Genomic DNA, 26,795 nt, shown 5'->3' with positions numbered 1-26,795 from the left:
GTGCATTCGGCGCCGCCGCGGCCGTGGAGGAGACGGATGCCGATGGTGCGCACCGCAGTGGTGGGCAGTGGGATAGCGGGATTGACAGCCGCGTACGTGCTCCGCAACGCGCACGAGGTGACGCTGTACGAGGCGGCGGATCGGCTCGGTGGCCACGCCCACACCCACGACCTGGCCTCGGCAGACGGGCGGGTGCACCAGGTGGACTCCGGGTTCATCGTGCACAACACGCGCACCTACCCCCACCTGCTGCGCCTGTTCGACGAGCTGGGGGTGGCGACCCAGGAATCCGAGATGAGCATGTCGGTGCGGTGCGCCGGCTGCGGCCTGGAATACGCAGGCGCACGCGGCCCGAGCGGACTCTTCGGCCGGCCTCGCAACGCGGTCAGCGCACGCTATCTGCGACTGCTGGCGGAAGTACCGCGCTTCCACGCGCGAGCCCGCCGACTCCTCGCCAACGACATCCAGGACGACCGTACCCTCGCCGCCTTCCTTGCCGAGGGCCGCTTCTCGCCCTACTTCGTCTCCCACTTCCTCACGCCCCTGGTGTCGGCGGTGTGGTCGTGCGATGCCACGACCGCACTGCGCTACCCGGCGCGGTACCTCTTCCGCTTCCTGGCCCACCACGGCATGCTCTCCATCGGCACCTCGCCCACCTGGCGAACGGTCAGCGGCGGCTCGCGCGCCTACGTGGAGCGCGTCGCCAAGCAGGTCGCCACGGTCCACACCGCCGCTCCGGTGCGGGCCGTCAGCCGGACCGGCCGCGGGGTGCGGATCACCACCGAGGACGGCACCTCGGACCGGTACGACTCCGTGGTGATCGCCGTCCATCCGGACCAGGCACTGCGCCTGCTCGCCGACCCGACCGACGACGAGCGGGCGGTGCTGGGCGCCTTCCGCTATTCGCGCAACGCCACACTCCTGCACACCGACACCTCCCTGTTGCCCCCGCGCGCGGCGACCGCCTCCTCGTGGAACTACCTGATGCCGTCCTGCCGGTCCGCCGCCGACCAGGTGCTGGTCAGCTATGACATGAACCGGCTCCAGCGACTGGAGGCCCCCGAGCGGTACGTCGTCACCCTCAACGGCGGCGAACGCGTCGCACCGGACCGGGTGCTGGCCCGCATGACGTACGAGCACCCCGTCTACACGCCCGAGTCCGTCGCGGCCCAACGCCGGCTGCCCGGCTTGAGCGGCCCGGTCACCGCCTATGCCGGTGCGTACCACGGCTGGGGGTTCCACGAGGACGGCTGCCGCTCAGGCGTGGCGGCGGCCCGAGCGCTGGGGGTGGAGTGGTGAGCACCGCCGCCTCCGCACGCACTGTCGGCCGGCCCAGTGGTGCCACTGCCCGCACCCCCGCGTTGTATCCCAGCCTCATCACGCATGTCCGCACCCGGCCGCGACGCCATGTGCTCCGGCACCGCACCTATCTGTGGCTGGTGGACCTCGACGCCCTGCCCCGACTGCCCCGGATCCTGCGCCCGCTGGCCCGATTCGACGCCCGCGACCACTTCGGGGGCGGGCGGCGCGAGGGCGCCCCGGCCACGATCCGGGAAGGGCTGGAGGCCTTCCTCGCCGCGCGCGGTGTGGCACTCCACGGCGGCCGGGTGCTCATGCTGGCGCACGCCCGGGTGTTCGGTCATGTCTTCAACCCGCTGTCCCTGTACTGGTGCCACACCCCGGACGGTGTCCTGCGGTGCGTGGTGGCCGAGGTGCACAACACCTACGGCCAGCGCCACTGCTACCTCCTCGAACCGCAGGCGGCCGAGCACGGCAGCGGCCGGACACACCAGGAGTTCCGTACGGAGAAGGAGTTATACGTGTCGCCGTTCTTCGGTGTCGACGGTGCGTACCGGATGCGGCTGCCCGTCCCCGATGAGCGGCTCGACCTCGGCGTGCGGCTCGAAAGCGACGGCTCCCACCGGCTGACCGCCACCGTACGCGGCGTCCGCCGGCCCGCCGGCACCGCGGGACTGCTCCGGGCCGCCGTCCGCCATCCCTGGTCCACCGCCGCCGTCTCCCTGGGCATCCGCTTCCACGGCCTCCGCCTGTGGCGGCGCGGCCTGCCCGTTCAGCCCCGTCCCCCGCATCCCCACCAGGAAGGTATGCAGTGACCAGCCCCACGATTCCCACCACCGCGGCCGTCGACGCCGAGCGGTGGCCCGATGTCGCCGCGCTGCCGCCCTGCTCCGCCGCCCGCGGGGCGGTGGCCGAACGCCTCGTACGGCGCGCCCTGGCCCGGCTGCCGCTCACCGTGCACCTGGGCCCCCACGAACGACTCGCCCCCCTCACCGACGAACGGCTCGCCCCCATACGATTCGCCCACGAACGACTCGGCCTCGGCGGTCCGGTGCTCACGGTGCGGGCCCCCGACGCCTTCTTCCGGCGTATCGCCGCCAGAGGCCTCACCGGCTTCGGCGAGTCCTACATGGCGGGGGAGTGGGAGGCCGAGGACCTGGTGGGCGTGTTGCAGGTCTTCGCCGACCACGTCACCACCCTCGTCCCCGCCGCACTGCAACGTCTGCGCCGTTTCTGGGCACTGCGGCAACCGGTCGGCCAGCGCAACACCCACGACGGGGCACGCGCCAACATCCACCACCACTACGACCTGTCCAACGACCTCTTCGCCCTCTTCCTGGACGACACACTCACCTATTCCTCGGCCGTCTTCGACGCTCTGCCCGCCCGCTGGGAGGGGCTGGCCGGGGCGCAGCGGGCGAAGATCGATCAGCTGCTGGACCTGGCCGGTGCGGGCCCCGGCACCCGGCTGCTGGAGATCGGCACCGGCTGGGGCGAACTGGCCGTCCGCGCCGCCGCGCGCGGCTGCCACGTCCACTCGGTCACGCTCTCGGCCGAGCAGCGAGACCTGGCGCTGGCGCGCATCCGCGCGGCCGGCCACGAGGGGGCGGGCCGTCGTCGAACTGTGCGACTACCGGGACGTGCGCGGGCAGTTCGACGCCGTCGTGAGTGTGGAGATGATCGAGGCGGTCGGCGCGGAGTACTGGCCCCAGTACTTCGCCACCCTCGCCCGAAGGCTGCTGCCCGGCGGCCGCATCGCCCTGCAGGCGATCACCATGCCGCACGACCGGATGCGGGCGACCCGCAACACCCACACCTGGATCCAGAAGTACATCTTCCCCGGCGGCATGCTGCCCTCCGTGACGGCCATCGCACACCACGCCCGAGCCGCCGGGCTGGGCATACGGGACCGCACGGCCTACGGCGCGCACTACGCCGAGACCCTCCGGCTGTGGCGGGAGCGCTTCACGGCGCGGGAGAGCGCGGTGGCCGAGCTGGGTTTCGACGCCGTCTTCCGCCGCATGTGGGCCTTCTACCTCGCCTATTCCGAGGCCGGCTTCCGCTCCGGCTACATCGACGTGCACCAGATCCAGCTGACCCACGAGGGACTGGGCCGATGACTCCGGCGACACACGCCGTGCTCGTCCTGCCGTACGCCGCAGGCGCACCGGCCCCGTTCGCGTGGCGCGCCTTCGCCGTCAACCTGGCGGTGGCGGCGGGCGCGGCGCTCGCGGTCCTGCTCGGTACGTTCGCCGTGGCACTGCGCCGGGGCCGGCACCGCATCGTGGACGTCGCCTGGGGCCTGGCGTTCGCCGCGGTGGCACTGACCACGTACGGCATGTCGGCCGGCGAGGGGAACGCCGGCCGACGGCTGCTGGTCACCACGCTGACCGTGGTCTGGGGACTGCGCCTGGCCGGCCACATCGCCCGGCGCGGCCGGGGCAGGGGCGAGGACCCGCGGTACGAGAAGCTGCTGGCCAAGGCGCCCGGCAACCGCAACGCCTACGCCTTCCGCATGGTCTACCTGCTGCAGGCCGCCCTCGTCTGGCTGGTCTCGCTGCCCGTCCAGGCCGCCCAGTACATCCGCGCAGCGCCCGACGCGCTCATCGCCGTGGGGGTGGCATCGTGGCTGGTCGGCCTGGTCTTCGAAGCCGTCGGCGACCACCAGCTCGCCCGTTTCGCCGCGGACCCGGCCAACCGGGGAAAGATCATGGACCGCGGTCTGTGGGCGTGGACCCGGCATCCGAACTACTTCGGCGACTTCTGCGTCTGGTGGGGGCTGTTCCTCTTCGCCTGCGGCGACCTGTCGGTGGCCGCCGCCACCGTCCTCGCGCCCGTGGTCATGTCCTTCCTGCTGACCCGGGGCAGCGGCAAGGCCCTGCTGGAGCGGCACATGGCGGGCCGACCGGGGTACGCCGAGTACGCGGCCCGCACCAGTGGATTCTTCCCCGTGCCACCTGGCCTGCGCGCACGCGCACGCGCACGCGCACGCGCACGGACACGGACACGGACACGAGCACCTCGCCGCTGACAGTCCGGTGCCGCCCCGGTACCACGCCGGTACCCCCCGGTACTGCCCGGCCGGCCTCGGGCGTGGGAGGCGCGGGACAGCTTGACGGGCGCCGGCAGCAGTACGCCGGCGCCAGTCAGCCGTTGACCGTTGCCAGTCAGCCGTTGACCGTCAGCCGTTGACCGTTGGCCGCTGTCGGATATCAGGTGTCGGGTGTCGGGTGTCGGGCCCTGCCTCACGTACGGGCCGGGAAGTCCATCAGCGCGACCGGCCGGGTGGTGGGCTGCCGCGAGCCGCCGGCCGGCTCCACCGTCACCCCCATACCGCTGGCCTTGCCCAGGTCCCCGTCCAGCAACGTGGCGGTCGCACCGCGGGCAGGGTGGAACGTACCCGCCGCACGCATCCTCCCGCCGTCGTTGAACCACAGCTGGTAGACCTTGTCGCCGGGCGGGTCGGCCAGGCCGGAGGCGACGAAGGCCGCACGGTTCTGTGCGCGCGAGACCACGACCGTACCGCTGCCGCCGTCGCTGAGCTTGCCGGTCGTCACCCGGGCGTCGGGCGCGGCCAGCACCGCCGCCAGCTCCGCCGCCTGCTGCTGCGCCGCCGAGCGCGCCTCCCGGGCCTCCTGATGCTGCCAGACCGCGACCCCACCGAACGCCACCGCGGCGGCAAGACACGCGGCCAGCGCCAGACGGGGCAGCGAACGCCGCCGCACCCGCCCGGAGAAGCGGTCACCACTCACCGGGGGCGGCTCCTGGCGCACCGTGGCGATGTGGTGCAGCACGCGGTCCTTCAACTCCGGCGGCGGCACCGCGGCCACGGCCTGCCCGAGGCGCGCGGCCGTGGCGGACAGCTCCGCGACCTCCTGCCGGCAGGCCGCGCAGTCCCGCAGATGATGTTCGAAGCGGATACGCTCCTCCTCCGGAAGAGCATTGAGCACATACGCTCCGGTCGCCGTGTGCAGATCGGCGTCGTTCATGCCGTCACCCCCAGGCAGTCGCGCAGCCGGATCAACCCGTCCCGCAACCGAGTCTTGACGGTACCCAACGGCAGCGCCAGCAACTGCGCCACCTCCCGATAGGTCAAGCCGCGGTAGTAGGCCAGCGTCACCGACTCGCGCTGCCGCTCGGTGAGCGCACCCAGACACCGGCGGACCCGCTGGCCCTCCAGCCGCGCCTCCACCTGCTCACTCACCTCGTCATAGGCCGGAGTGCGCTCCAGCAGCGCCGCCTTGCTCTCCCGCTCGGTCCTGGCCTGCGACGCCCGTACCCGGTCCACCGCACGCCGGTGCGCCATCGTCAGTACCCACGTCATCGCGCTGCCCTTGTCCGGGCGGAAGCGGGCCGCACTGCGCCAGACCTCGACGAGCACCTCCTGAGCGACCTCCTCGGATTGCCCCGGATCCCGCAGTACCCGCGTCACCAGTCCCAGCACCGGCCCGCTCACCAGGTCATACAGCTGCCCGAACGCCTCCTGGTCGCCGAGCGCCACCGCGGTCAGCAACGCTTCCGCATCCGGCCCGGCCGGCCGGGGTCCCGGCGCTCTCCCTACCCCTGGCGCTTCCATTGCGCTCCTTCGCTCGGTGCTGCCTCACATCACACCTTCGTTCCGGTCAGCACGCCGTCCGGACACGCAGATGTCTCCCACGTCCTTTCTTCGGAGCCGAGACCCGACCGGATTGGTCGTCGAACGAAGAACGCGTTCATGCCGACGACGAAGGGGGCGCGGAGGGCCCCGGAAGGGGCGCGCCCTGCCGTAAGGCAACGGCTGACCGGGACCCCGAGGCCCCCGGGGTCGCCCTCTCTTGAAGAGCACAGCACTCTCCTCGGCCGCGACGGCGAACTGGCCCACGCGCGATGCACGCCCGGCAGGTGGCCGAGGAGTACCCCGACGGAGTGGTCCCTGGGCGTGGCGCTCACGCTGCAAGGGGAGTACGACGAAGCGCGGCGCGTCAGTGAACTCTGTACCCAGCCTCCCGCAGTGGTAGCGAGGACGACCGCCTCGACGCCGCCTACCTGGCCGGTTTGATCGCTCCGCTCACCGGCCGTCCGCTGGCGGCGACGATCGCGGACGAGGCGGCGGGCCCGACGGACCCGGGCCCCGAGCCGTACTCGGCTCGACGGCCCGGCTGCGTTGCCGTCTGGTCTCCGTCTTTTTCTGCTGGTCGGCGCTTGGGTAGAGGCGTCGATGCTCGCGGGCTGCGTGGAAGGTCCAGTAGTCGTCGAAGTCGCCGTTGGTGATCAGGGCGCGGAGTTCGAGGACGGCGTCGGCGCCGTTTCGGCCGCGGCGCGGGCGGCGTGTCCGGCGAGGATCGCGGTGAGTTTGTCCGCGGCCCAAATCTCGGCCTCGCGGCTGCCGGCCGGGGGGAAGGCGTGCGCGGCGGTCCAGCAGTACTCGGCGACGTGCACGAAGTCGAGCAGACTGTGCAGGCGGACGCCGCGGCGAGCGGCTTCGGCCTGGATCAGGTCGAGTTGATGGCGGGCGCCGTCGACGAGCATGACCCAGTCCCGCAGATGGTCCGGGTCGCGGGCCTCGGCCTGGGCGAACGCATCGGCGATGACCTGCTCCGGCGGGTGGATCAGCGAGGCAGTGCACCATTTCTGTGCCGCTTTCGGGCCTGGCCTGGGTGGTCGGTCCTGGCCGCGGCCGCCGGGCGGATGGATGATGTCGTACGGCCGACGCGGGGCGGGTGCGGGCTCTTCTTCGGTTCTTCTTGCGATTCGGTTTGGTTGGCACCGTCGAATCTACGAGGAAGAGCCCCTTGGTCACCGGGGGTTGAGGGGGCCGGTGACCGCATCACGGCGGGCGAGGGCGAAACGTCCCGGCGCGTCCTCGGCCAGCCAGCCCCGCTCCACCAACCGCTTGAGCTTGGCCCGCGTCCCCTCGATCTTCCCGGCCGTCGCGGACAGCCCGATCCGCGGCACGACCTGCTTGGCCTGCAACGGGCCCGGCGCGTCCGCCAGCGCTTCCATGATGTCCCGGTAGACATCCGGCAACACCTTCGCCTCCAGGCCCTCCCGCCACGGCGGGACCATCACCACGCCGGCCCCGTGCGGCTGGGACTTCTGTGCAGGCTCCACCGGCACATCTGCATCGCTGTCCGGCTCCGCGGCCGACAGCTCAGCCAGCGCCTTCGTGACCGTCTCCCGCGTGATCTCCCACCGCGACAGATCCTCCTGAGCCACCTCCAGCATCAGCGCCAACTCCGCCATCTCGGACGGAAGTTCCTCGACGCTGCGCCGGGCCGCGACCTCCCGCGCCTCGAGTCCTCCGGCAAAGACACCATGGCGCCCCACCTCCACCCCAACACGGTGGAAGCAAGCCCCCGCCCCGACACCACCGCTTAGCGTCTGCCCAGGTCAATCATTCCCCCGAGAGGATCCACACCCATGAACGATTGGCTTGGCATGTCACCCACACCCGGCAGTCCGCAGGCAGCAGAGGGGCTGCGGCCCCGAGTGGCCCCTACCAGCCTTCAGGTGCGGCGACGGATGAGTAAGCGGTCCGGCTGGGGTGCACACCGAGCCGCACCATGCTCTCCAGGAGCATCAGCGCCGCCCCGGTGAGATCCACTACCGGGACGAACGGGCCACGTTCGGCCAGGTGGTCTTGCACGGCGCGCGTCGCCCCCGAAAGACCGGTGCAGCTCAACACCAACACGTCAGCCTCGTCGGATGTGACTGCCTGAACCGCTCCGGCGTTCAGCGCACGCACCAACGCTTCTTTCTCGAACCCCGATTCCCCGGACCCAAACGGCACCGTGAGGACACGACAGCGCCCGGACACCCCTTCCTGGGCCAGCAGCTGGCGGAAGACGGACGCGGCGCTCGGCAGCGTGGTCAGCACGCCCACCCGCAGCCCAAGATTCATCGCTACGTGCAGCGCCGGCAAAAGCCCGCCCACCACGGGCACATCAACCACTTCACGGGCGGCGTGGACCACTGGTTCAGCCGCACAGTCGATCATTACGCCGTCGCTACCACTGTGGGCAGCGCGCACCACCTCGGCAAGGATGGCGGGCCCGGCGGCAGCCAGACCGTAGCGCGAGGCAGACATCTCATCCGGCACGGCGGCCGCCACCACGTCGACTCCCACACCGTGTCCGGCCCAAGCTCCGACTTCTTCCCGTACCGTCGCGACATGCTCCGCGAAGCCCGGCAACACCACTGTCAGCCGCATGCACTCCTCCTTCGCCAGAAACGGCATACCCGTCGGAAATGTTCTTGATCCTTCCGCCGCCGAGCCGAGGGGCCTGCGCGATACCGTCGTGCCCACCGCGCACCACCAGCCCCCGCCCGCCATCAACCCTGGACGGCCCTCTGGGCGGCCCCGTCCGCGGCTGCTGTTCGGGCTAGGACTCCGGCCGCGCACCTGGAGTGATCCGAAAGGATGTGGGACGGGCGGAACGGCTTGACGTCCCCGGCCGGATCTCGACCTCCCTGACCGTCAGTCCGGCTCGCTCGGTGCGGTGCCGCGGGAAGGCCTGGCGCGTGTACCGCGGCGGCAGATACATCCCGTAAAGCCCTTCGTTAGGGGCCTCACCCGGGCGTTTGAGAACGCTGACGATCGCTTCCGATACGTCGATCCCGGTGACGTCCGCCCCCGCACGCAACTGTTCACAGGTGGGCCGTCCGGTGCCGCCGAAGTCCGCATTGAGCGCCCGCGCCCCGCGCGGCAGGCCCGTCACAGCCGCTCGACGGCGGCGATCTGGGCGTGCTGGTGGACGGGCGGCACTTCGGAATAGCGCGCGGCGACTCGATCGGCCTTTTGCCATAGGGAGTCATTTCCTCTGCCGTTATGAGGAGTGCACCTTTTCGGGTGCACTTCATTCACAAGGTTGTCCCGCTTGCCATTCTCGTAAGCGGCGCTAAGCTGAAAAGTTTGTACGCGCCGACGCACGCCGGAGTATTTATTGCTCCCGAGTGTCACGGGGAAACATCCGTGCAGGCCGAATGGGTGAACTGGGCGGGGGGAAGGTCGGCAGGGGTCGGCTCCGGGAACGCTCAGAAGGTAACGCGCTCGCTAGTAAGGGGTAGGCCGCAGGGGCGGAGGGGCGACTGTTTCCCTTACCTCATTTCCGACAGTCAGGAGGATGGATGTGGAGGCACCGCTACCCGCTATGAGTTTCCGCACCCGACCTTTCACTGATCGGTGCGACCGTATTCGACGGCGTGGCGATCACGCACTGATCGGAGTGAGCACGAACAACAGCTATTTCAGTGCTGAACGGCTCACTGTGCTGGTGCACTGGGCGCAGGAACACTTCCGGGCCGTCGACATCGTCTGCGCCGACCTGCACATAGACACCGTGCTGTGCGCTGAGGGCGGAGATCCGGGGGATGTTGGCCGGCGTTCTCGCCGACGCGTCACCGACGTGCGCCGCAGAATCCGTAAAGCCGTCCACGCCGCCTCGTCCGACGGCCCGCAACCCGGAGACCACCTACTGTCGGACTTTCAGGATAATCCCGCCTATCAGCGCCTGCGGGCCGACATCGACAAGGCCCTGCGCGAGGACAGAGAATTCGCGAACGCCTGCCGCGATATGATCCGCCTCCATCTGCTGGGCAAACCACAAGCGGTGGGCGACACGAATGCTGCGATCAGTTCAGTGGGTGACGATCCGGCAGACGCGGTGGAATCCGAACAGGTGCGGGCCGGCCTGCAGTACCTAGGCAGCGAACTGCCATTCTTCGTGGACACCCCGAGCATTCTGGGAGTTCCCTCGTCAGTGTCGTGCTACCACATGTTCACGCCCATCCTCGGGCCGCTGCGCCTGAGGAAAACCGGTCTGCGGGCCGCGGACAACCAGGCGTTCCTGGCGGTGACTCCGGCTGACGTCCCCACGAACCCGTGCCACACCGGCCGCCCGGAAGACACCGGCTCCTCCGCGCCCGGGCGGCCCGGCGGTTTCGTACAGGACGACCCCGCTCCGCGAGATCGTCACGCCGCTCGCCCCACGCACGGACAGCCGGGCGGAGAAAGGGACTGAAGTGAACGAACATTCTGCACCGGTCGGCCCCCCGGCGCCCGGAGCCCTCCCGGCGGATGCGGAAGCGGACCGGACGCCGCGGCCGAACAGGAACAAGACGGCCTGCCCGGCCGCGGTAAGCGCCGTCTCGCCCGGCAAGAACGCCACCCACCCCGCCCACGCGGACGTGGCCTTCCCGCTCTCCCGGCGCGGTGATGTCGTCCCCGACGTGTGCGCCTGGCTGCGCGACCAGCGCCCGGTAGCCCGGGTGCGCACGCTGGCCGACGCCCCGGCATGGCTGGTGTCCACCTACGACCTGGCCACCCGTGTCCTGGAGGACGAGACCTTCAGCCTCTCCGCCACCGCCGCCCCCGGCGCACGTCAGCAGTACGCACCCACCTTCCCCCTCCAAGTCCGCAACAACCTGGCGCGCATCAAAGACGAGGGAATGCGGGACGCCGTAATGCAGGCCCTGTCACCTCGCGCGATCAAGCAGGCGTCCGGCCAGTTCCGCCACCACGCTGATGCGCTGATCGACGAAGTGTTGGCCGAGGGCCCGCCCGTCGATCTCAAGGCCCGGTTCGCCGACCCCTACACCGCGTACGTGATGTGCACCGTCCTGGGGCTTTCTCACGCCGACTGGCGGCGGCTGATGAGCGGCCTGGACATCAGTATCATGACCGCGCCCCGTCCCTTCGAAGGCGCCCTCGCCAACTGGGACAAGGGGATGTCCTACATGGCCGAGCGCCTACAGGCGCCCGATGCCGTCGACGCGCCCGGTCTGTTGGGCGCGCTGGCGCGGGTCCGCGCCGACGGCGGCGACGTGGAAGGAGCGGGCACCGACGAACACCTCACGATGACGCTGCACTCCCTGTTCGAGGCGGGGGCGGTCAGCACTTCCGCCTTCCTGACGCTGGCTATCATGCTGCTGATGCAGGACGGCGATCGACTACGGTGGCTGAGCGAGCACCCCGAGGCCATCGGCCCGGCGGTGGAGGAACTGCTGCGCTACAACCTGTCCATCGGTGACGCTCTGCCGCGCATCGCCACCCAGGACACGGAACTGGGCGGTACGCCCATCGCTGCGGGCGACCTCGTGCTTGTCCTGGTCGAAGGCGCCAACCACGACCCGGCCGTCTTCCGCGACCCTGGCCGACTGAACCTGACCCGGACCCCCAACCCGCACCTGGCGTTCGGCAGCGGGCGTCACTACTGCCCGGCCACCGCACTGGCCCGCGCGCACGCGGCCACCGCGCTCACCACCCTGCTCGCGCGCCTGCCCGGCCTGCGGCTCGCCATCCCCGCCGACGAGGTCAATTGGCGCTCCGGCTGGATCAAGCGCACCCCCGAACGCCTGCCGGTGCTGTGGTGACATGCGCATACAGGAGACCACACCGGAGGTGACCGACTCCCCGGCGGCATCAGCGGCATTCTTGGATCTGCTGCGGTCGCGGGCGGCGGTGCGCCGCTACACCGACGAACAGATCGATGACACGCTGCTCGACGCCCTGTTGGACGTCATGCCGACGGCACCCACCGCCGCCAACAAGCAGGCGTGGGGGTTCGTGGCCGTCCAAGACGCCTATACCGTGCGCTGTCTGCGGGCCTTCGCGCCAGGCATGATCGGCCTGCCGCCGCTGGTGGTGACGGCGTGCTTCGACCGCGACCGTGCCGTCCGCGAGAACAGCGGCAGCACCGACACCGGACTGTTGTGCGTGGCCATGGCCGTACAGAACCTTCTGCTGGCCGCGCACGCGGCCGGCCTCGGCGGCTGCCCCGTCAGCAGCTTCTCCCACACCGCCGTACACCGCCTGCTGGCGCTGCCGCACCACCTCGAACCCGTTTTCCTCGTACCGATCGGCCACCCGGCGAACCCGGTGTGTCCCTCCGCCCGACGCGACCGCGACGAAGTGATCCGCCATGACACTTGGACACCCCCCACCGGCCACAGCACCGGACCTGACCGATGACCTCATCCTGCTCGCCGCCTTCCTCCTCAGCAGCGCCCACGGCCTCCTGGACGAGCCTCCGGCCTACGGCCCGGCCCGCTGTGCCGACGGCGCCCGCCGCGCCTTGGAACTGCTCGACGCGCACGGCGCCCCGGATCCGGCCCTCACCCAGGTCCGCAAGCAGTTGGAGGACGCGATGTGCGGCTCCATGGCCGAGGTGGATCTGCCGTCCCTGCTCCGGACGACGTGTGACCAGGTCCTGGACGTAGTCATGGCCCGCCGTACTCGCACCTATCGGCCACCCGCCCCGGAAGCGCCGAGCGAGCTGAACGGCCGGTAGCCGCTACGTCACGGGGGCACGCCCACAGGCGGCGGGGACAGGACGCCCGGCGCAGCCGGACACTTCCTGCCCCGCCCCGAGATACGGGGCCGCGCGATCGCCGCCGCGATGAACGGCCTCGTGCTCGGCACCGCCGCGGCGTCCGCCTGCACAGTCTGCTCGACTTCGTGCACGTCGCCGAGTACTGCTGGACCGCCGCGCACGCCTTCCCCCCCCCCGGCCGGCAGCCGCAAGGCCGAGACCTGGGCCGCGGACAAACTCACCGCGATCCTCGCCGGACACGCCGCCCGCGCCGCCCGCGCCGCGGCCGAGATGACCGCCCAGGCCGCAGCCGAGCATCTGCCCGCCACCCGCCGCGACGCCGTCGGCGACTTCGACGACTACTGGACCTTCCACGCAGCCCGCGAGCATCGACGCCTCTACCCAAGCGCCGACCAGCAGAAGTACAGCCTCACTGCCTGACTTTGACCGTCACTTCAGAGGAGCCGCACCCATCTGAGTTACCAACTGGCACTCATCGCCCTGCTCCGGAGCGAGCCACGAGAGGCAGCCGACCATGCGCGGGCCATGCTGATCGGCAAGCGAGGGCTGGGGGACAGCTTCGGCGTGGCCCTCGGCCTGGCCTGTTCGCCGCCGCCCTGGCCGCTCAGGGAAAGGGTGAGGCGGCGGCGTTCGTCTCCGGCACCGGCGGGGCGTACCGGCGCGCCACCGGCCACCCGCAACGCCGCATGCCCGAACTCAGCACCATGCGCGAGGAAGGCGAGCGAGCGGCCCGCGCGGCGGCAACCGACGACATCTACGAGAAGGCCTTCCGCCAGGGCCGCACCGAAGACCCGGTGCGGAACCTGACACTGGCCCTGGAGAGCGTACGGGCCTGAGAGGCGGCGCCTCAGCTGCAAAAACAGTGGGCGTCAGCCGATGCACCACGGTGCGGAGGGGGAGTGGCGGCAGGGGTTTGCACCGGTCGAGACCGCCGCCTCGTGGTCGGCTTCCATCATGGCTCCGCCGGCGGCGAGGAGGGTGATGAGGACGGCCATGGTCGCCTGGCTGAAGACGGTGACCAACGCACCGGCACGGGCGGCGATCAGTGCTGCCACGATCGCCACCGCGGCAACTGCTGCGATGGCCGTCAGGTAACCCCACAGGGGGTCGTACTCGACGGTCTTCTCCGGGTCGAGGTTGAAGCCGGACACATACCACACCCCGACGATCACCACGACGGCCATCACCTCCAGGAGCAGGAGGCAGGAGCCGATCGCGATGTCGACGCCGAGGTTGGCGCGGTCGCGCTTCCGCGGGCCGGTCGTGGCGTCGAAGGCCGGTGGCGCAATGGGCAGGTCCATGCCGTCACCCTGCATGCGCGCGTGAGGCGACGCATGAGCACGTGTACTCAACTTGCGACGACGGCCTGCGTCATGAACGCTTCGAACGCAAGGAAGCCCTGCTGCTCGACCGCCTCCAGGCCGCGCGCTTTCCGCGTCCCGACTGTCGTGTCCGGCAGGGCGGTCGGCGCCACCAGCCTGCGGAAGTGGTGGCGCCGACATCTGCCGCCGGTCTCGCGTCGAGTGTGTCGAGCGCGTCGCGGCTTACTTGATGTACCTGTAGCGGTACGGCTCGAACTTCCCGTTGCCCGCGTAGTAGGGGTACGGAACGGTGCGGTTCTTGACCCTCGGCGGGGTCTGCTCGTACGTCCAGTACCGGGTCTTCGCGGCGTTGGCCCAACCCGCGAAGATCACGACGTGCTTGGTCGGGTTGAGGAGCAGGTCGCCGACCTGGAGCTCGGCCTTGGTGATCTTCCTGGTGATGGCGGGGTCAGCCAAGCCCTGGGTGTTGCGTCCGGGCGCGGGCAGCCTCAGCGCCATGGAGGCGTAGCCGCTGGAGTCGGTGCGGTACTGCCTGCCCTGCGGGTCGGGGTAGGTGCGCTTCTGGCTGTAGGGCACCTGGCGATCGAACCAGAATTTCGTACGGGCCAGCACTTCGTTGCGGGTGATGGAAACCGCGGCGGTGGGTGCGGACGTGTCAGGGGTGTCGGCGGCGTGCGCGCTGGGTGCTGTGAGCGTGGCGGCAGCAACGGCCAGCGCGGCGAGCGCGGCCGAACGGCGCGTGATCAACAAATGCTCCTCGGTCGTTGAACGCAGGATGGGGCCGGTCGCGCAGCGACTCGGACCCCTGGCCGCGCTTGATCCTTCCTGCCGACCGGTCGCCGCGTCAGTCGGATTCGCGTCATTCCCTCCAAACGGCACTAATGAGACCAAATGATCATGCCTCAAGACGCAGGCGGGGCCCTGAAGTCCATCGCTCCACGTGCGTTGTGCCAGACCTGCCCGGCGCCGGCGCGCTCGGGGCTGCTGGCCGGAACGCAGGTGGTCCAGTGGGTCATCGCTGCCTCTGTGCAGGCGGGTAAGCCGCAGGACCGGCAGATTGGTCTAGTCCCATTTTGGTCCAGACCATTGACCCGCCCTGCGAGTGGGCGCTATCCCATACGCATCAACTTCGCACCTTCGTACGGGAATTGGTGAAATCCCACTCCTCACACCGGGACTGACATGAGACTCATGCGTTCCTTCCGCGCGGCCTTCATCGCCGCCGCCACCGCGGCGGCCTCGGTGGGCCTCGCCCTGACGGGCACCGGCACGGCGCAGGCGGCGACACCGCTGCCTGTCCATGTCTTCGCCCCCTACTTCGAGGCCTGGACCGGCGAGAGCCCGGCCGCCCTGGCCGCCCAGTCGGGCGCAAAACACCTGACGATGGCGTTCCTGCAGACGGCGTCGAAGGGCTCCTGCACGCCGTACTGGAACGGTGACACCGACATGCCGGTCGCCGCATCCACCTTCGGCAGCGACATCAAGACCATCCAGTCCAACGGTGGGGACGTCATCCCCTCCTTCGGCGGCTACACCGCCGACACCACCGGCACCGAGATCGCCGACAGCTGCACCGACGTCCAGCAGATCGCCGCCGCGTACGAGAAGGTCATCACCACCTACGACATATCGCGGCTGGACATGGACATCGAGGTCGACTCGCTGGACAACACGGCCGGCATCGACCGACGCAACAAAGCGATCAAGCTGGTTCAGGACTGGGCGGCGGCCAACGGGCGCAAGGTGGAGATCTCGTACACCCTGCCCACCACCACGCACGGCCCCGGCGACACCGGCGTCGCCCTGCTGCGCAACGCGGTCAGCAACGGCGCACGCATCGACGTCGTGAACCTCATGACGTTCGACTACTACGACAACCAGCCCCACGACATGGCGAAGGACACCCAGACCGCCGCCCAAGGCTTGGTCGACACCCTCGCCGAGCTCTACCCGGGCAAGACCTCCGCCCAACTGTGGAGCATGGTCGGCGTCACCGAGATGCCCGGCGTCGACGACTTCGGGCCGGCCGAGACCTTCACCCTGGCCAACGCCACCACGGTGTACAACTGGGCGGTCTCCAAGGGCATCAACACCCTCTCCTTCTGGGCGCTCCAGCGGGACAACGGCTCGTGCCCGGGCGGCGCGGCGGCGGACAACTGCTCGGGCATCCAGCAGAACACCTGGGACTTCACCCACATCTTCGCGCCCTTCACCGGCGGCGGCAGTACCCAGCCGACCAACGACTTCTCCGTCGCCCTCAGCCCGGACTCCGGCACCGTGACGGCGGGCAAGTCGGCAACGGCGACGGTGAAGACGGCCGTGACCGCGGGACAGGCCCAGACGGTGAACCTCAGCGTCAGCGGTGCCCCGGCAGGCGTCACCGCCTCCCTCAGCCCGGCCTCCGTGACGGCCGGTGGCTCCGCCACGCTCACCCTGGCCACGACCTCGGCCACCGCCTCGGGCACGTATCACTTCACCGTCACCGGTACGAGTGCCTCCGGCAGCCACTCGGCGCGGTACGCCCTGACCGTGACGGGCGGCAGCGGCAACCAGTGCACCGCCGCCCCGTGGGCCAAGGACAAGGTGTACACCGGCGACCAGCAGGTGTCCCACAAGGGTCACACCTGGAAGGCCAAGTGGTGGACGACGGGCGAGGAGCCCGGCACGACGGGGGAGTGGGGCGTGTGGCAGGACCTCGGCCCCTGCTGACGCGGGGCCCGCTTCCCCGGTACTGACGACACCCCGGCCCGCGAGTGGTCCGAAGCAAGCGGTCGAGTGGTCCGGAGCGAGTGGTCGAGTGGTCCGGAGCGAGTGGTCGAGTGGTCCGGAGCGAGTGGTCCGGATCCCTCCGCCCCGGCGGCGAGGGCTCCGGACCACTCAGCCGTGCTCGCATTGTCAGACCCCCTCGGTACGGTCGGTACATGAGAGCTACGGGAAGATTCACCGTCAAGACGTTCGTCCCGACCGAGTTGAAGCCCGAGCCGGCCGTATCCACGGGGCTGCCGGTCGGTGTCGCAACGATGGAGAAGCACTTCGAGGGGGAGGCCGTCGGGCACTCGGCGACCTTGTTCACCGCCGCGTTCGACCAGACGACCGGCGTCGGCACCTACATCGCCATGGAGTCGTTCGAAGGCTCGCTGCACGGCAGGGAAGGCGCCTTCAACTTCGTGCACTCGGCGACCACGTCGGGCACCGACCGCACCGCGGAGTTCTTCACCATCGTGCCCTCCAGCGGCACCGGTGAGCTGGCGGGGATAGCCGGCGCCGGCGGGATGACCGTAGACGCCGACGGCACGCACCGCATCTGGTTCGACTACGAGCTCAGCTGAACAGCGGGAGCGGGCTCGGGACCGGAGACGCCCGGAACATGTCGGTCTTCCTCCCGCTGACCGGCCAGGGCGGACCGAACAGCAAGTTCGGCCCGCCCGCATTCAGCCCGCCCGCACCAGCCTTCCTCGATCAGGACTGGCCGCCGCTGTCCAGGCGTTCCGTCGGCCCGCCGAAGGGCAGGACAAGAGTCCGTGTCGCCAGGAGCCAGGTGCCGTCCAGCTTGCGGAAGGTGTCCTGGTAGTGCCCGATGTTCGCCGGCAACCGTGGCGCCACCAACGCGCCCTCGACGTATCCATCGACTCGGTAGGTCGCGAAGTACGTGGTCGCCGAGGCACTGTCCGGCGAGTCGACGGTGACCAAGATGTTCGTACACATGCGACGGGACAAGCGGTCCACCGGCCGAGAGCCGAAGTACTTTCGAAGCGCCTCCCGACCTTCGATCCGCCGCTGGTCGTACGGCCACTCCCAGACACCGTCGGGAGTGAAGAGGTCGGCCACCGAGCTCGGCTCGCCGAGGTCGAGCCGGCGAACGAGGTCCAGGACCAGCCGTTCACAGGCGCGTTCCGCCAGCAGACGCTCCATCGGCTCCATCGGATCGAGATCTCCAGTGGTCATCTGCACTTCCTACCCGCCCGACCTACGCACCCACCACTCCTTTGTTCCGGCTTCTGGGCGAACCTAGGAGTGTGCGCGTCGCTGCTTGCCGACGGCGCGCCATTGCTGGAAGAGCACCGCCAAGGCGGCCGTCTTCGACGCCCCTGCCTCCTGGTGCAGAAGTTCACCGCCCTTGCGCTGTACGTCCTCCAGCTCCAGTTCCGCCACGCGCACGAAGGCGCGCAGGAACGGCCCGGCCTCCGCCGCCACCAGGTCCGGAAGGCCTCGGCAGGCACGCAGGCCCGCACTGGCGGTACCGGCCTGGGCCGCCACGAGCCGCTCCAACGCGGGGACACACGACGGAGCCCGACGCAGCACCTCATCGACTTCCAGCCCGAAGCGCGCCAGTTCCACGCGAGGGATGCCGATCCGCCCCTGCTTGGCGTCCTCGGACAGATCCGCCAGGAAGTCGGTGCGCTGCATGGCCTCGATCAAGGTCCGGCAGCCACGCAGAAAAGCCTCGTCCTCATGCGCCGGCGGTGGGGGCGCGAGCAGCGAGGCGGTGAGCATGAGGGCCGGCAGCGAGTAGGCGTCCACGTACGTCTGGAAGTCGCTCTCGGCCTCGAAACCGGTCCAGTCGGCCTCCACGGGCGCGCCGTCGAGGAAGGCCTCGATGTACGTGCGCAGCTGCGGATGGCGCTGGGCGGTGTCGGCCAGCGCTCTGAGAAGGGCCTGGTCGGACGTGCCGTGCTCCACTGCCTCTCGGACCTGCTGGTCCCAGATCCGCAGCGCCTCACGCCGGGTACTCAACTCACCCGCGTCGATGCGGTTGTCGGTCTCGTGCATGAACGCCACCGCGGCGACGATGCCCGGCTGGAGGCGTGCGGGCAGCAGCAGCCGAACAGCCAGGAACTGGTCGGGCTTGAACTTCCGCACCAGCCGGCGCTGGGCGTCGTAGTCCCGCCGTAGGGAGGGGGCGTCGATGCCGGCCTGGGTCAGCGCGGCGGACCACCTGATCAATGCGTTCCTCGTTCTCATTGCTCGACTGCTCGAAGACTGCTCGAAGGCCGCTCAGCCTCTACGGAGAGGCTACGGAGAGGCTGCTGGGGCGTCGGTTGTCGTTCGTTGCTCGTGAACTCGTCGGACTTCTCAGTGGTGCGGGGCGCGCAGCAGCCCGGTCGGCAGGTAGTCGGAGCGGACGCCCAGCGTCCAACCGTGCGCGAGGACGGCCAACGCCGTCCGGGCGATGGTGCGCACCGGCAGCAGACTTCGGGCCGCCGGGTCGGTCTCCAGCCCTCGGCGGTGCGCAATCAGCCGCTCGACGAGGGCTTGCTCGAACCGCGGCCGGTCGTCGTCGAGCAGGACCCGCAACAGCTGCTGGTCGGCGCTCAGCGTGCCCGCCGCGTCGAGGCGCTTCGCCGCTTGCTCGCGCTGTTCGGCATCCGGCTTGCGCACGGGGACCGGCCCCTGCGCCACCCACGGCGAACGGGCCGTCTTCACCACGTACAGATAGTCGGCGAGCGCGTCCATCTCGGCCAGGTCAGCCGGCGCCGAGACCGACTCCCACCGCGAATACGGCACCCCGTCCCGGATCGCGGGCGCGTAGTCGTCCCGCAGCAGCGGCCCGAGCATCTTGGCCCAGTCCCAGAGCATCCCACTGATCAGAGACAGGGCGAACGCATCGACCCACGTACCGGCGGTGGCCGCCGCTTGTGCCGGGTCCCGCCCCTCGTCGTACGACTGCTCGTCACTGGTCAGCACCTCGGCGACCAGCGGCAACGGGATGTCCCAGTCGCCGTCGGGGAAACAGCCGAGCGCCAACACCGCGTTCGCGCACTCCGCCGCGGTGAGCAGCGCGTTCCGGACCGACGACGTGGTGAGCTCCGGGTCCTCACGCGCATCGGCCGCCACATGATCCAGCAAATCGTGTTGCATCGCCCGCAGCCGGCCCACCGTCACCGACCCGTGGCACATCCCCGTCCAGTGCTGAACGGCCCGGCCCGCAACGCCGTGCAGCGCTGTCGCCAGTCGATGCACTGCTACCTCGTGACCCGGCACGTACCGCACTGCCGCTCTCCCGCACTCTTCCGCGCTCCCATGATCCTGACTCCGCGGCACGCTATCAGCGAGCCCTGACAGCCCGGCCCGTCCAAGATCGAGGCGCTGGTTCCGGCCAGGGGGAGTGCTTTGCGTCAATCCAGTGGGAAATCGGCCCGTCAATCGTCTGCGGCGCGCTACACAAGGAGGCTGAGAGGCCGTCATCGACCAGCGACGGCCCCGAAGGGGGAGGGGGAGGCCGCCCGGTGCTGACGATCAACGTGGCATTGCTGCTCGCCATCGTCGTCATCCTGCGGTTGCGACGCCGTACGGAGGCGCGGAGCCGGTTCGATGAGAAGCTCACCGTGATCATCGTGCTCACGCTGGGCATCCTTATCGCACCCACGGCATTGGGCGAGGGCATCCTGGACGCTCTGACCCAACTCGTCTCCGGCATCTCCCAGACCAGCCGGTGAACGCCCGAGTGGAGGCGGGGCGATGACCACCCGGCGCTCGCCGGCGCGGCGGCGGCCTGCGCGGCCGGGCAGACGCCGGCGGCGGAAGAACGACCCTGCCGGTCTTGCCGTGCCGGCGATCGCGGCCGTGGCGCTGTCGGCGGCCGTGGTCGACTGGCTGCTGATCCACTGGTGGCTGCTGGTCCTCGCCGGCGTCCTCGTGGCGTTGGCAGCGGGCGGGTGGATCTACCAGCAACAGCAAAAGAGCCGGTGGGAGGCGGTGCGTGCCCAGGGGCTCCGCTTCGGGCTGCCGCAACTCGATGCGTTGCACCACACGCGGTTCGAGGAAGCGGTACGGGACCTGATGCGCCGGGACGGTTGCCGCGACGCGGTGCGGGTGGGCGGCGGCGGGGACCTGGGCGCGGATGTGAAGGCCACCGATCCCTTCGGCCGGCGTTGGGTGATCCAGTGCAAGCACCGGCGCAAGGGGCTGGCCGGCTCCGCGGTCGGCACGCCTGACCTGCAGGTGCTGAACGGTACCGCCCGCCAGGTCCACGGCGCCGACGTCGCGGTGATCGTGACCAACGGCCGGGTGACCGCGCCGGCCGTGACGTTCGCCGAACAGCAGCGGCTGCACGTCGTGGACCGGCACACCCTGGCCGTGTGGGCGGCCGGTTCACAACCCCTGTGGGAACTGCTCCGCGCCGTCCCACCACCCCGTAGGCCGACCTCCCTGTCCTGAGCCTCGTTACTGATCCTGCGTTGCCGATCTCGCGTTGCCGATCCTGCGTTGCCGATCTCGTGTTACCGATCCTGCGTTACTAATCCCGTATTACCGATCCCGCGCGGTGTGTTGTCCAAGGCCGCCGTAATGGTCGCCGTAAGGCCGCGCCGCCAAGGCCCCTGCCGCGACTGCTGTCACTGCCCCTGTTACGACCACTGTTACTGTCCCTGTCGCGACCGCTGCCACTGCCCCTGTTACTTACGATCGCTGTCACGGCCGCCGCCAAGAAGCGCGGCTCGTTGGGGGCGTGCCACCGCGCGGGAACCGACTCAGACGACGATGACCCGGCGCCCTCGCGTGTGGCCGGCTTGGCTGTCGATGTGCGCCGCGGCGGCCTCGGCGAGTGAGTAGGACTTCTCGATCGGGATGTGGAGCTTGCTCCGGGAGATCAGGTCGGCGGCCTCGGCGAGCGCGTCCGGCATGCTCCCGGCCACACCGGAGAAGCGGACACCGAGATCCGGCGCACCGAGATCCGCGATGGAGACCACCTTCTGCGGATCCCCGGTCAGTTCGACGAGCTCGCGGATCACGCCCGAACCGGCCAGGTCGAGAGCCGCGTCGACGCGGCCGAGCCGCCGCACCCGCTCGACCCAGCCCTCCCCGTACGTCGTGGCGAGGGCACCCAGGCTCCGCAGGTAGTCCTGGTTCGCGGCCCCGGCCGTACCGATCACTGTGATGCCACGGTCGCGGGCGATCTGCAGCACCGCCGAGCCGACTCCTCCGGACGCGCCGCTGACCAGCAACGTCTGTCCGGGCTGCACGCCGACCTCGCGGATGATGCGCAGCGCGGTTTCCATCACGGAGGGGTACCCGGCCGCCTCCTCGAAGGACAGGCCCTCAGGCATACGGGCCCAGGCCGACAACACGGCGAATTCGGCATAGGTGCTGGAGCCTTCACCGAACACCCGGTCGCCGACCTCGACCCCTTCGACGCCCTCGCCGACCTCGTCCACCACGCCGGCTGCGTCCAGCCCGACTCCCGAGGGCAACTCGGTCGGGTGGGCTCCCAGGACCTGGCCTTCACGGATCCTCCAGTCGACGGGGTTCACGCCCGCCGCCCGCACGGCGATGCGTATCTGGCCGGGGCCTGCGTGGGGCTCCTCGGCGTCTATGAGCTGCAAAACGTCCGGACCGCCGAACTCGGCGAAGTTCATCTTCTTCATGCAGCCGAACATAGCACTAACGGTTAGCTTTTCGGAACTGCTTCACCTTCCTACCTGATAGTGTCCGGACATGACCATGCCGCCCGGACGCCGTGAGCGTAAGAAGGCCGCGACCCGCCAGAAGATCGCTGACACCGCCCTGCGGCTCTTCCTGGAACGCGGGTACGACGCGGTGGGCATCCGCGAGGTGGCCGCCGAAGCCGACGTGGCCGTCACTACGCTCTTCTCCCACTTCGCCTCGAAAGAGGCCCTGGTGTTCGAGCAAGATCAGGACTTCGAGCAACGCCTCATGCGGGCGGTAACCGACCGGGCGCCGCACGAGCCGCTCATCCCCGCGCTGCGCCGTGAGGTCCACGCCCTGGTACGACACTGCACGGCGGACAGCGCAGCGCCGATATGGCGCATGATCGACGAATCACCTGCGTTGCGGGAGTACGAGGAGTCGATGAGGCTGCGCCATGCAGAGTCGCTGGCAACGGCCATCGCCGCCGATCCCGACCTGTCACGGTCCACAACGGCCTGTCGAACGATCGCGAGGTTCGCGATCGACGCCTATTCGCTGGCCCGCGAGGCGGCCGACCCAGATGCCGCGGTGGACGAGATTTTCCGAATGATCGAAGCGGCCTGGGAAGCCACCTCCCCGTGACTCACAACCGCCGAAACTCGCAGCTGCCAAAGCCGTCAGGCCCGTCAGAGTCGTCGGAGTTGCCGGAGTAGTCCAAGCTGCCGGAGTCGCAAGAGCTGCCGGGGGCGTCGGAGTCGTCAGGGTTGTTGGTCCTTCAGGGGCCGTGAACGACCGTCACTCGTCACTGACCCGCGCGAGCCCTCTCCGAGCGGGCCGTACTCCGAGCGGGCCGTCTTCCGGGGCGGGTCGTGCTTCGGGCGGGGTGTCTTCCGGGACGGGTCGTGCTTTGGGTGGAGCGTCTTCTGAGCGGGCCGTTCTCCGGGCCGGCTGTGCTCCGAGCGGGCCGTGTCCGCACGTGGGCGGCTGGTCTCGTATCGCCGTACGGATGAATCGACGCAGGCGGACCCGCGGCCGGATGTGGGCTCGACGGGATCGGCCCGATGGGACGGGGCCGAGGGGATGGGCCCGACGGGACGGGTCGATGGGACGGGCCGATGGGTCGGGTCCGATGGCATGGGCCCGACAGGATGGGCCTGTGACTTCATCATCGCCTTCCCCCGCCGGCGAGCCGGACCTGTGGCACCACTACGGCCGCCATGGTGAGACCGATGTCCCCGACCGCCTGCACTGGGACTGGTACCAGCGCCGCGGCCCTGGCGCCGAGCTCCTGGGAGATGTCGCCGGACAGAAGGTTGCCGATCTCGGGGCCGGCGGCGCGCGACATGCTGCCCATATCGCCCGAGCCCTCCGGCCCGCCCGCGTGGTCGGGATCGACAGCTCACCCGCACAACACGCACGTGGATGCGAGCGGTACGGCCACCTCGCCCGCCTGGAGCTGGTGCGCGCGGACGCGGTCGCCTACCTGCAGGACCACCCCGGCGCCTTCGACGCTTGTTACTCGGTCTTCGGCGCCGTGGACTTCACCGACCCCCGCAAGCTGCTGCCGACTGTCGCCACGGCGCTTCGCCCTGGCGGTCTTCTGGTATTCAGCACGCTGGCCCACTACACGACGGGCGAGGCGCCGGAATCGGAAGTGCGCTCCGCGCGTATCCCCATCCGACTGCCGGGCGGCAGCGACGCCACCTTGGACCGTTGGGTGCTAGACATCCCGGTGCGGGAAAGGCTCCTCACCGAGACCGGTTTCAGTCTTATAGGCACCGACACCCTTCGCGATCGCGCGCCGGACTCACCCGTGGCCACGAACATCTTCCGCGCGCGGCGATCCTGCTGAAAGCAGCCACCGATGGCAGCACTGTGGCGCATGCGCATGTCTACGCGCATGTCTACGCGCATGTGTATGCGCATGTGTATGCGTACGTGTATGGGTATGGACATGTCGTCGGAGGGCTGCCACGTGGCTACCCCTTGGCCGGGTCGGTGCCCGGCTGCTTGACGATGCGATCGCCGACCGCGATCGACTTCCAGAGCTGACGACTGATGCGGACCTTCACCGATTCGCCGTCGGCCAGACTGACCTCGACGAAGTGGTACATATTCGACCCGTCGAGCATGCCTCGAGACCTTTTGGTGACGACACCTTCCCAGGAGTCGTCCTGCCCTACTTTGTGAGATTTGAACATGCTGTAAGCCTACGAGGATCGGCAGCTCATCCTGCAGATTCACGAGTCACCTCCTGGCACTGACATATGTCACGGCAGTCACATGTCACGGCAGCCATATGCCACGGCAGCCACCTGTCACGGCAGCGTGTGACTGTGCCCAGCGGACCGAAGCGTGCCGCAGCCGCGTTACCGGACCTGGCCCGTGCGCCCAACAGGGCAAGTCCCGCTGCCCTTCCGCTACTTGGCTGACCCCGGGCGCCCTGCTAGGAAGACGGAGACGGCAAGAGTCTCGGAAGGTGGTCGAGTGCACGAGCGGGAGCAAGTCGTGAACGCTGCGGCAAAGCAGGAAGGCGTGGCCCATCAGCCTCGGCTGCCGGTACACGAGCGGGCGACGGAGCAGGCCACCAGCCATTCGAGCGGATTGACGCCGGACGACCTGATGTCGTTGCAGCGATCAGCAGGGAACTCCGCGGTGGCCCGCACTCTGCGGACGAGACTTCCTGGCCGAACCCCCGGCCCCGGCGCCGGCGACGCTTCGGCACCCCGCACGGTGCAACGTCGTAAGCCGACGGCCAACGCGCCCAAGGAGCATTTCGCAACCAAGGCGAATGACCACCCGGAATGGCCGCTGTTCCAGGAGCTGATGCAGAAGGGCGGCTTCCCCTCCGAAGTGACGGAGAATGCCTGGCAACTCGTTCTCGGTGGCCTCGTCGAACAGGATCAGCTGAATCAGGAATCGGCCGACACGTCCATCGACCCAGCCGAGAGACGTGCCCGCCGCGCCTCGAACAGTTGGTACCGGGAACTGGTCAATCTCGTGGGCGACCATCTCCGGGTCACCACGCCCACAATGGCGCTCTGGTCGGGTGGCTTCGACGTGAGCAAGTACGCGCAGTCGAAGGGGCACACTTCTCTGGAGTTCACCCGGCTCGGGAAGATCGTCGACCAGTTGGAGCTGCACGCCAACTGGAAGCTGCAGGCACCTTTGTGGAACGTGCTCTCCCGCGCGTTCGTCGAGCGAGCGACCGGCCCGGTGCACGTCTTCCTGCGGGCCTACAACCCGGACAGCGTTCTCATCGCGCAAGAGATCCCGCAATTGCGCATCATCCAGAAGCTCAACCCGGCCGTCGAGCTCCTCTGGCATCCGCTCTACACCAATGCCGACGGCACGATCAAGGAAATCTCACCCAACCTGCAACTCACCGATGATGCCGCCTATCGCAGTCGCGACAAGTGCGTGAGCGTGATGTACAACTACCTTCTGCGTATTCACGACACGAACAACAATGCGGCATCCATGGCGTACAAGGAGATGAACGAACTCCTTGAGGGGAACGTCAACCCGAAGGCGCAGCAAGATCCAAAGCCAGGGTGATCAGCACTCTCGTCAAGAATGCGAGAAGGAGCGTAGGGTCAGGCACCGATCCCGCTCCGGTTCGGGGCGGCCGGGTCGACGTAGACCCCTCTGCTAGATTCCTTAGCGAAGCTAACTGGATAAGGGAAAGGACTCCATGTCTCAGCAGCAGTGGACCGCAGTCGACGACTACTTCTCCTCCCTGCTCGCACCCGCCGACGAGGCACTCGAAGCCGCCCTGCGCGACAGTGACGCTGCCGGCCTGCCCCGCATCAACGTCACTCCCAATCAAGGCAAGTTGCTGCACCTCCTCGCTCAGACACAGGGCGCTCGCCGCATCCTGGAGATCGGTACCCTCGGCGGCTACAGCACCATCTGGCTCGGCCGCGCGCTGCCCGCTGACGGCCGCCTGATCACCTTGGAATACGACGCCCACCACGCCGAAGTCGCCAAAGCCAATCTCGACCGCGCCGGGCTCGCGGACCGGACCGAGGTCCGCGTCGGCCCAGCGCTCGACAGCCTCGCCAAGCTCGTCGCCGAGGGTGCCGAGCCCTTCGACGTGGTCTTCATCGATGCCGACAAGCCCAACAACCCCCACTACCTCGACTGGTCGCTGAAGCTCACCCGGCCCGGCAGCCTGATCATCGGCGACAACGTCGTCCGCGGCGGCAAAGTCGCCGAAGCCGACAGCACCGATCCGACGGTGCAGGGAACCCGCCGCTTCCTGGAGCTCATGGCCAAGCACCCGAAACTGTCGGCCACCGCGCTGCAGACGGTCGGCAGCAAGGGCTACGACGGCTTCGCCTTGGCCCGCGTCATCGCCTACTGACCTTTCCGCTGCGTTGTCGGGAGTGACGTCGGTGGGTGTCCGCGGTATGCCGTTGCTATGCGGTATGCGCAAGGGGGAGGACTGAGGCCGCAGGAGCAGGCGGCACGGGAACGGATACGGATGGATGCGGCT

At 69.4% G+C, this 26,795-nt stretch carries 27 protein-coding genes and 3 pseudogenes; 18 read left to right on the top strand and 12 right to left on the bottom strand.

The features are described from left to right. Positions 1–42 precede the first annotated feature (42 nt). From IF20_RS32840 to IF20_RS32825, 4 genes and pseudogenes are all read left to right on the top strand, one after another. Entirely contained in the window at positions 43–1,299 is a 1,257-nt protein-coding gene (locus IF20_RS32840; RefSeq protein WP_110944781.1) for an NAD(P)/FAD-dependent oxidoreductase, read from the top strand. Next, on the top strand, positions 1,296–2,114 hold the full coding sequence (locus IF20_RS32835; protein ID WP_199896866.1) for a DUF1365 domain-containing protein: 819 nt from the start codon (positions 1,296–1,298) through the stop codon (positions 2,112–2,114). Before IF20_RS32840 ends, IF20_RS32835 begins: the two co-directional genes overlap by 4 nt. After that, positions 2,051–3,419: pseudogene (locus IF20_RS32830) on the top strand (class I SAM-dependent methyltransferase). The gene IF20_RS32835 and the pseudogene IF20_RS32830 overlap by 64 nt, the downstream one beginning before the upstream one ends. Next, on the top strand, positions 3,416–4,330 hold the full coding sequence (locus IF20_RS32825) for a DUF1295 domain-containing protein (RefSeq protein WP_052869075.1): 915 nt from the start codon (positions 3,416–3,418) through the stop codon (positions 4,328–4,330). The pseudogene IF20_RS32830 and the gene IF20_RS32825 overlap by 4 nt, the downstream one beginning before the upstream one ends. A 214-nt stretch (positions 4,331–4,544) precedes the next feature. On the opposite strand, the gene IF20_RS32820 is transcribed toward IF20_RS32825, so the two are convergent. The 5 genes and pseudogenes from IF20_RS32820 to IF20_RS32800 form a co-directional block, all read right to left on the bottom strand. Next, complete coding sequence (locus IF20_RS32820; RefSeq protein WP_052869074.1) at positions 4,545–5,288, bottom strand: anti-sigma factor; 744 nt, start codon at positions 5,286–5,288, stop codon at positions 4,545–4,547. Beyond that, on the bottom strand, positions 5,285–5,875 hold the full coding sequence (locus IF20_RS32815; RefSeq protein ID WP_052869073.1) for a sigma-70 family RNA polymerase sigma factor: 591 nt from the start codon (positions 5,873–5,875) through the stop codon (positions 5,285–5,287). The genes IF20_RS32820 and IF20_RS32815 overlap by 4 nt, the downstream gene beginning before the upstream one ends. A 591-nt stretch (positions 5,876–6,466) precedes the next feature. Continuing rightward, a pseudogene (locus IF20_RS38520) lies at positions 6,467–7,041 on the bottom strand (ISKra4 family transposase); the annotation flags it as partial. 33 nt (positions 7,042–7,074) lie between these two features. After that, entirely contained in the window at positions 7,075–7,611 is a 537-nt protein-coding gene (locus IF20_RS32805; protein WP_234426917.1) for a hypothetical protein, read from the bottom strand. A 163-nt stretch (positions 7,612–7,774) separates the two neighbouring features. After that, positions 7,775–8,488 (bottom strand): aspartate/glutamate racemase family protein, encoded by a 714-nt coding sequence (locus IF20_RS32800; protein ID WP_199896865.1) that lies wholly within the window; start codon positions 8,486–8,488, stop codon positions 7,775–7,777. Positions 8,489–9,401: 913 nt separating this feature from the next. Here IF20_RS32800 and IF20_RS32795 point away from each other — a divergent pair. From IF20_RS32795 to IF20_RS39520, 6 genes and pseudogenes are all read left to right on the top strand, one after another. After that, complete coding sequence (locus tag IF20_RS32795) at positions 9,402–10,298, top strand: tRNA-dependent cyclodipeptide synthase (protein ID WP_110944768.1); 897 nt, start codon at positions 9,402–9,404, stop codon at positions 10,296–10,298. A gap of 1 nt (position 10,299) precedes the next feature. After that, on the top strand, positions 10,300–11,649 hold the full coding sequence (locus IF20_RS32790) for a cytochrome P450 (RefSeq protein ID WP_234426916.1): 1,350 nt from the start codon (positions 10,300–10,302) through the stop codon (positions 11,647–11,649). Between the two features lies 1 nt (position 11,650). Next, complete coding sequence (locus tag IF20_RS32785) at positions 11,651–12,247, top strand: nitroreductase family protein (RefSeq protein ID WP_052869069.1); 597 nt, start codon at positions 11,651–11,653, stop codon at positions 12,245–12,247. After that, the gene (locus IF20_RS32780) at positions 12,198–12,566 is read left to right on the top strand and encodes a DUF6092 family protein (protein ID WP_234426915.1); all 369 of its coding nucleotides are present in this window, start codon (positions 12,198–12,200) and stop codon (positions 12,564–12,566) included. Before IF20_RS32785 ends, IF20_RS32780 begins: the two co-directional genes overlap by 50 nt. 131 nt (positions 12,567–12,697) lie before the next feature. Beyond that, positions 12,698–13,028, top strand: a pseudogene (locus IF20_RS32775) (ISKra4 family transposase); the annotation flags it as partial. Between the two features lie 266 nt (positions 13,029–13,294). After that, entirely contained in the window at positions 13,295–13,444 is a 150-nt protein-coding gene (locus IF20_RS39520; protein WP_199896863.1) for a hypothetical protein, read from the top strand. 33 nt (positions 13,445–13,477) lie between these two features. Here IF20_RS39520 and IF20_RS32770 read toward each other — a convergent pair whose 3' ends face one another. Both IF20_RS32770 and IF20_RS32765 read right to left on the bottom strand, forming a co-directional pair. After that, complete coding sequence (locus IF20_RS32770; RefSeq protein ID WP_052869133.1) at positions 13,478–13,909, bottom strand: DUF6234 family protein; 432 nt, start codon at positions 13,907–13,909, stop codon at positions 13,478–13,480. Between the two features lie 243 nt (positions 13,910–14,152). Beyond that, positions 14,153–14,677 (bottom strand): hypothetical protein, encoded by a 525-nt coding sequence (locus IF20_RS32765; RefSeq protein WP_052869067.1) that lies wholly within the window; start codon positions 14,675–14,677, stop codon positions 14,153–14,155. A 435-nt stretch (positions 14,678–15,112) separates the two neighbouring features. Between IF20_RS32765 and IF20_RS32760 the strand changes: the two genes are divergently transcribed. Both IF20_RS32760 and IF20_RS32755 read left to right on the top strand, forming a co-directional pair. Continuing rightward, a complete protein-coding gene (locus IF20_RS32760; RefSeq protein ID WP_052869066.1) occupies positions 15,113–16,639 on the top strand; it encodes a chitinase in 1,527 nt (508 codons plus the stop codon). A gap of 212 nt (positions 16,640–16,851) precedes the next feature. Continuing rightward, positions 16,852–17,259, top strand: coding sequence for a DUF3224 domain-containing protein (locus IF20_RS32755; RefSeq protein ID WP_052869065.1), 408 nt, complete (start codon positions 16,852–16,854; stop codon positions 17,257–17,259). Positions 17,260–17,389: 130 nt separating this feature from the next. Here IF20_RS32755 and IF20_RS32750 read toward each other — a convergent pair whose 3' ends face one another. The 3 genes from IF20_RS32750 to IF20_RS32740 all read right to left on the bottom strand — a co-directional run bounded on the left by IF20_RS32750 (position 17,390) and on the right by IF20_RS32740 (position 19,789). Further along, positions 17,390–17,875 (bottom strand): nuclear transport factor 2 family protein, encoded by a 486-nt coding sequence (locus tag IF20_RS32750; protein ID WP_052869132.1) that lies wholly within the window; start codon positions 17,873–17,875, stop codon positions 17,390–17,392. Positions 17,876–17,938: 63 nt separating this feature from the next. Then, positions 17,939–18,874, bottom strand: a complete 936-nt coding sequence (locus IF20_RS32745; RefSeq protein WP_110944766.1) for a phytoene/squalene synthase family protein — start codon at positions 18,872–18,874, stop codon at positions 17,939–17,941. A 129-nt stretch (positions 18,875–19,003) separates the two neighbouring features. Further along, a complete protein-coding gene (locus IF20_RS32740) occupies positions 19,004–19,789 on the bottom strand; it encodes an immunity 49 family protein (protein WP_234426914.1) in 786 nt (261 codons plus the stop codon). Positions 19,790–20,157: 368 nt separating this feature from the next. Between IF20_RS32740 and IF20_RS32735 the strand changes: the two genes are divergently transcribed. Both IF20_RS32735 and IF20_RS32730 read left to right on the top strand, forming a co-directional pair. Further along, complete coding sequence (locus IF20_RS32735) at positions 20,158–20,367, top strand: hypothetical protein (RefSeq protein WP_052869062.1); 210 nt, start codon at positions 20,158–20,160, stop codon at positions 20,365–20,367. A 22-nt stretch (positions 20,368–20,389) separates the two neighbouring features. Further along, positions 20,390–21,088 carry a restriction endonuclease gene (locus IF20_RS32730; protein ID WP_052869061.1) on the top strand — a complete coding sequence of 233 codons (699 nt, stop codon included), beginning with the start codon at positions 20,390–20,392 and terminating at the stop codon, positions 21,086–21,088. A gap of 311 nt (positions 21,089–21,399) precedes the next feature. Here IF20_RS32730 and IF20_RS32725 read toward each other — a convergent pair whose 3' ends face one another. Next, on the bottom strand, positions 21,400–22,293 hold the full coding sequence (locus tag IF20_RS32725; RefSeq protein WP_052869131.1) for an NADP-dependent oxidoreductase: 894 nt from the start codon (positions 22,291–22,293) through the stop codon (positions 21,400–21,402). 70 nt (positions 22,294–22,363) lie between these two features. Between IF20_RS32725 and IF20_RS32720 the strand changes: the two genes are divergently transcribed. Beyond that, positions 22,364–22,939, top strand: a complete 576-nt coding sequence (locus IF20_RS32720; RefSeq protein WP_052869060.1) for a TetR/AcrR family transcriptional regulator — start codon at positions 22,364–22,366, stop codon at positions 22,937–22,939. Positions 22,940–23,453: 514 nt separating this feature from the next. After that, positions 23,454–24,149, top strand: a complete 696-nt coding sequence (locus IF20_RS32715; RefSeq protein WP_234426913.1) for a class I SAM-dependent methyltransferase — start codon at positions 23,454–23,456, stop codon at positions 24,147–24,149. A 127-nt stretch (positions 24,150–24,276) separates the two neighbouring features. On the opposite strand, the gene IF20_RS39515 is transcribed toward IF20_RS32715, so the two are convergent. Next, positions 24,277–24,498, bottom strand: coding sequence for a DUF7489 domain-containing protein (locus IF20_RS39515; RefSeq protein ID WP_199896871.1), 222 nt, complete (start codon positions 24,496–24,498; stop codon positions 24,277–24,279). A 286-nt stretch (positions 24,499–24,784) separates the two neighbouring features. Between IF20_RS39515 and IF20_RS32710 the strand changes: the two genes are divergently transcribed. Then, a complete protein-coding gene (locus tag IF20_RS32710; RefSeq protein WP_199896862.1) occupies positions 24,785–25,855 on the top strand; it encodes a hypothetical protein in 1,071 nt (356 codons plus the stop codon). Between the two features lie 136 nt (positions 25,856–25,991). Continuing rightward, complete coding sequence (locus tag IF20_RS32705; RefSeq protein WP_052869057.1) at positions 25,992–26,663, top strand: O-methyltransferase; 672 nt, start codon at positions 25,992–25,994, stop codon at positions 26,661–26,663. Positions 26,664–26,795: the final 132 nt, after the last annotated feature.

This window comes from Streptomyces niger (assembly GCF_000718305.1).
Lineage (GTDB): Bacteria > Actinomycetota > Actinomycetes > Streptomycetales > Streptomycetaceae > Streptomyces > Streptomyces niger.
Note: the sequence above shows the minus strand (reverse complement) of the source record. Positions and strands in the feature narration are given on the sequence as shown.

Excerpts from the sequence above, each read along its gene's own strand:
- IF20_RS32840 (WP_110944781.1), top strand. The coding sequence starts at position 43 with ATGGTGCGCACCGCAGTGGTGGGCAGTGGGATAGCGGGATTGACAGCC.
- IF20_RS32825 (WP_052869075.1), top strand. The coding sequence starts at position 3,416 with ATGACTCCGGCGACACACGCCGTGCTCGTCCTGCCGTACGCCGCAGGC.
- IF20_RS32820 (WP_052869074.1), bottom strand. The coding sequence starts at position 5,288 with ATGAACGACGCCGATCTGCACACGGCGACCGGAGCGTATGTGCTCAAT.
- IF20_RS32815 (WP_052869073.1), bottom strand. The coding sequence starts at position 5,875 with ATGGAAGCGCCAGGGGTAGGGAGAGCGCCGGGACCCCGGCCGGCCGGG.
- IF20_RS32800 (WP_199896865.1), bottom strand. The coding sequence starts at position 8,488 with ATGCGGCTGACAGTGGTGTTGCCGGGCTTCGCGGAGCATGTCGCGACG.
- IF20_RS32795 (WP_110944768.1), top strand. The coding sequence starts at position 9,402 with ATGGATGTGGAGGCACCGCTACCCGCTATGAGTTTCCGCACCCGACCT.
- IF20_RS32785 (WP_052869069.1), top strand. The coding sequence starts at position 11,651 with ATGCGCATACAGGAGACCACACCGGAGGTGACCGACTCCCCGGCGGCA.
- IF20_RS32780 (WP_234426915.1), top strand. The coding sequence starts at position 12,198 with ATGACACTTGGACACCCCCCACCGGCCACAGCACCGGACCTGACCGAT.
- IF20_RS39520 (WP_199896863.1), top strand. The coding sequence starts at position 13,295 with ATGCCCGAACTCAGCACCATGCGCGAGGAAGGCGAGCGAGCGGCCCGC.
- IF20_RS32770 (WP_052869133.1), bottom strand. The coding sequence starts at position 13,909 with ATGGACCTGCCCATTGCGCCACCGGCCTTCGACGCCACGACCGGCCCG.
- IF20_RS32760 (WP_052869066.1), top strand. The coding sequence starts at position 15,113 with ATGAGACTCATGCGTTCCTTCCGCGCGGCCTTCATCGCCGCCGCCACC.
- IF20_RS32755 (WP_052869065.1), top strand. The coding sequence starts at position 16,852 with ATGAGAGCTACGGGAAGATTCACCGTCAAGACGTTCGTCCCGACCGAG.
- IF20_RS32750 (WP_052869132.1), bottom strand. The coding sequence starts at position 17,875 with ATGACCACTGGAGATCTCGATCCGATGGAGCCGATGGAGCGTCTGCTG.
- IF20_RS32740 (WP_234426914.1), bottom strand. The coding sequence starts at position 19,789 with ATGCAACACGATTTGCTGGATCATGTGGCGGCCGATGCGCGTGAGGAC.
- IF20_RS32730 (WP_052869061.1), top strand. The coding sequence starts at position 20,390 with ATGACCACCCGGCGCTCGCCGGCGCGGCGGCGGCCTGCGCGGCCGGGC.
- IF20_RS32725 (WP_052869131.1), bottom strand. The coding sequence starts at position 22,293 with ATGAAGAAGATGAACTTCGCCGAGTTCGGCGGTCCGGACGTTTTGCAG.
- IF20_RS32720 (WP_052869060.1), top strand. The coding sequence starts at position 22,364 with ATGACCATGCCGCCCGGACGCCGTGAGCGTAAGAAGGCCGCGACCCGC.
- IF20_RS39515 (WP_199896871.1), bottom strand. The coding sequence starts at position 24,498 with ATGTTCAAATCTCACAAAGTAGGGCAGGACGACTCCTGGGAAGGTGTC.
- IF20_RS32705 (WP_052869057.1), top strand. The coding sequence starts at position 25,992 with ATGTCTCAGCAGCAGTGGACCGCAGTCGACGACTACTTCTCCTCCCTG.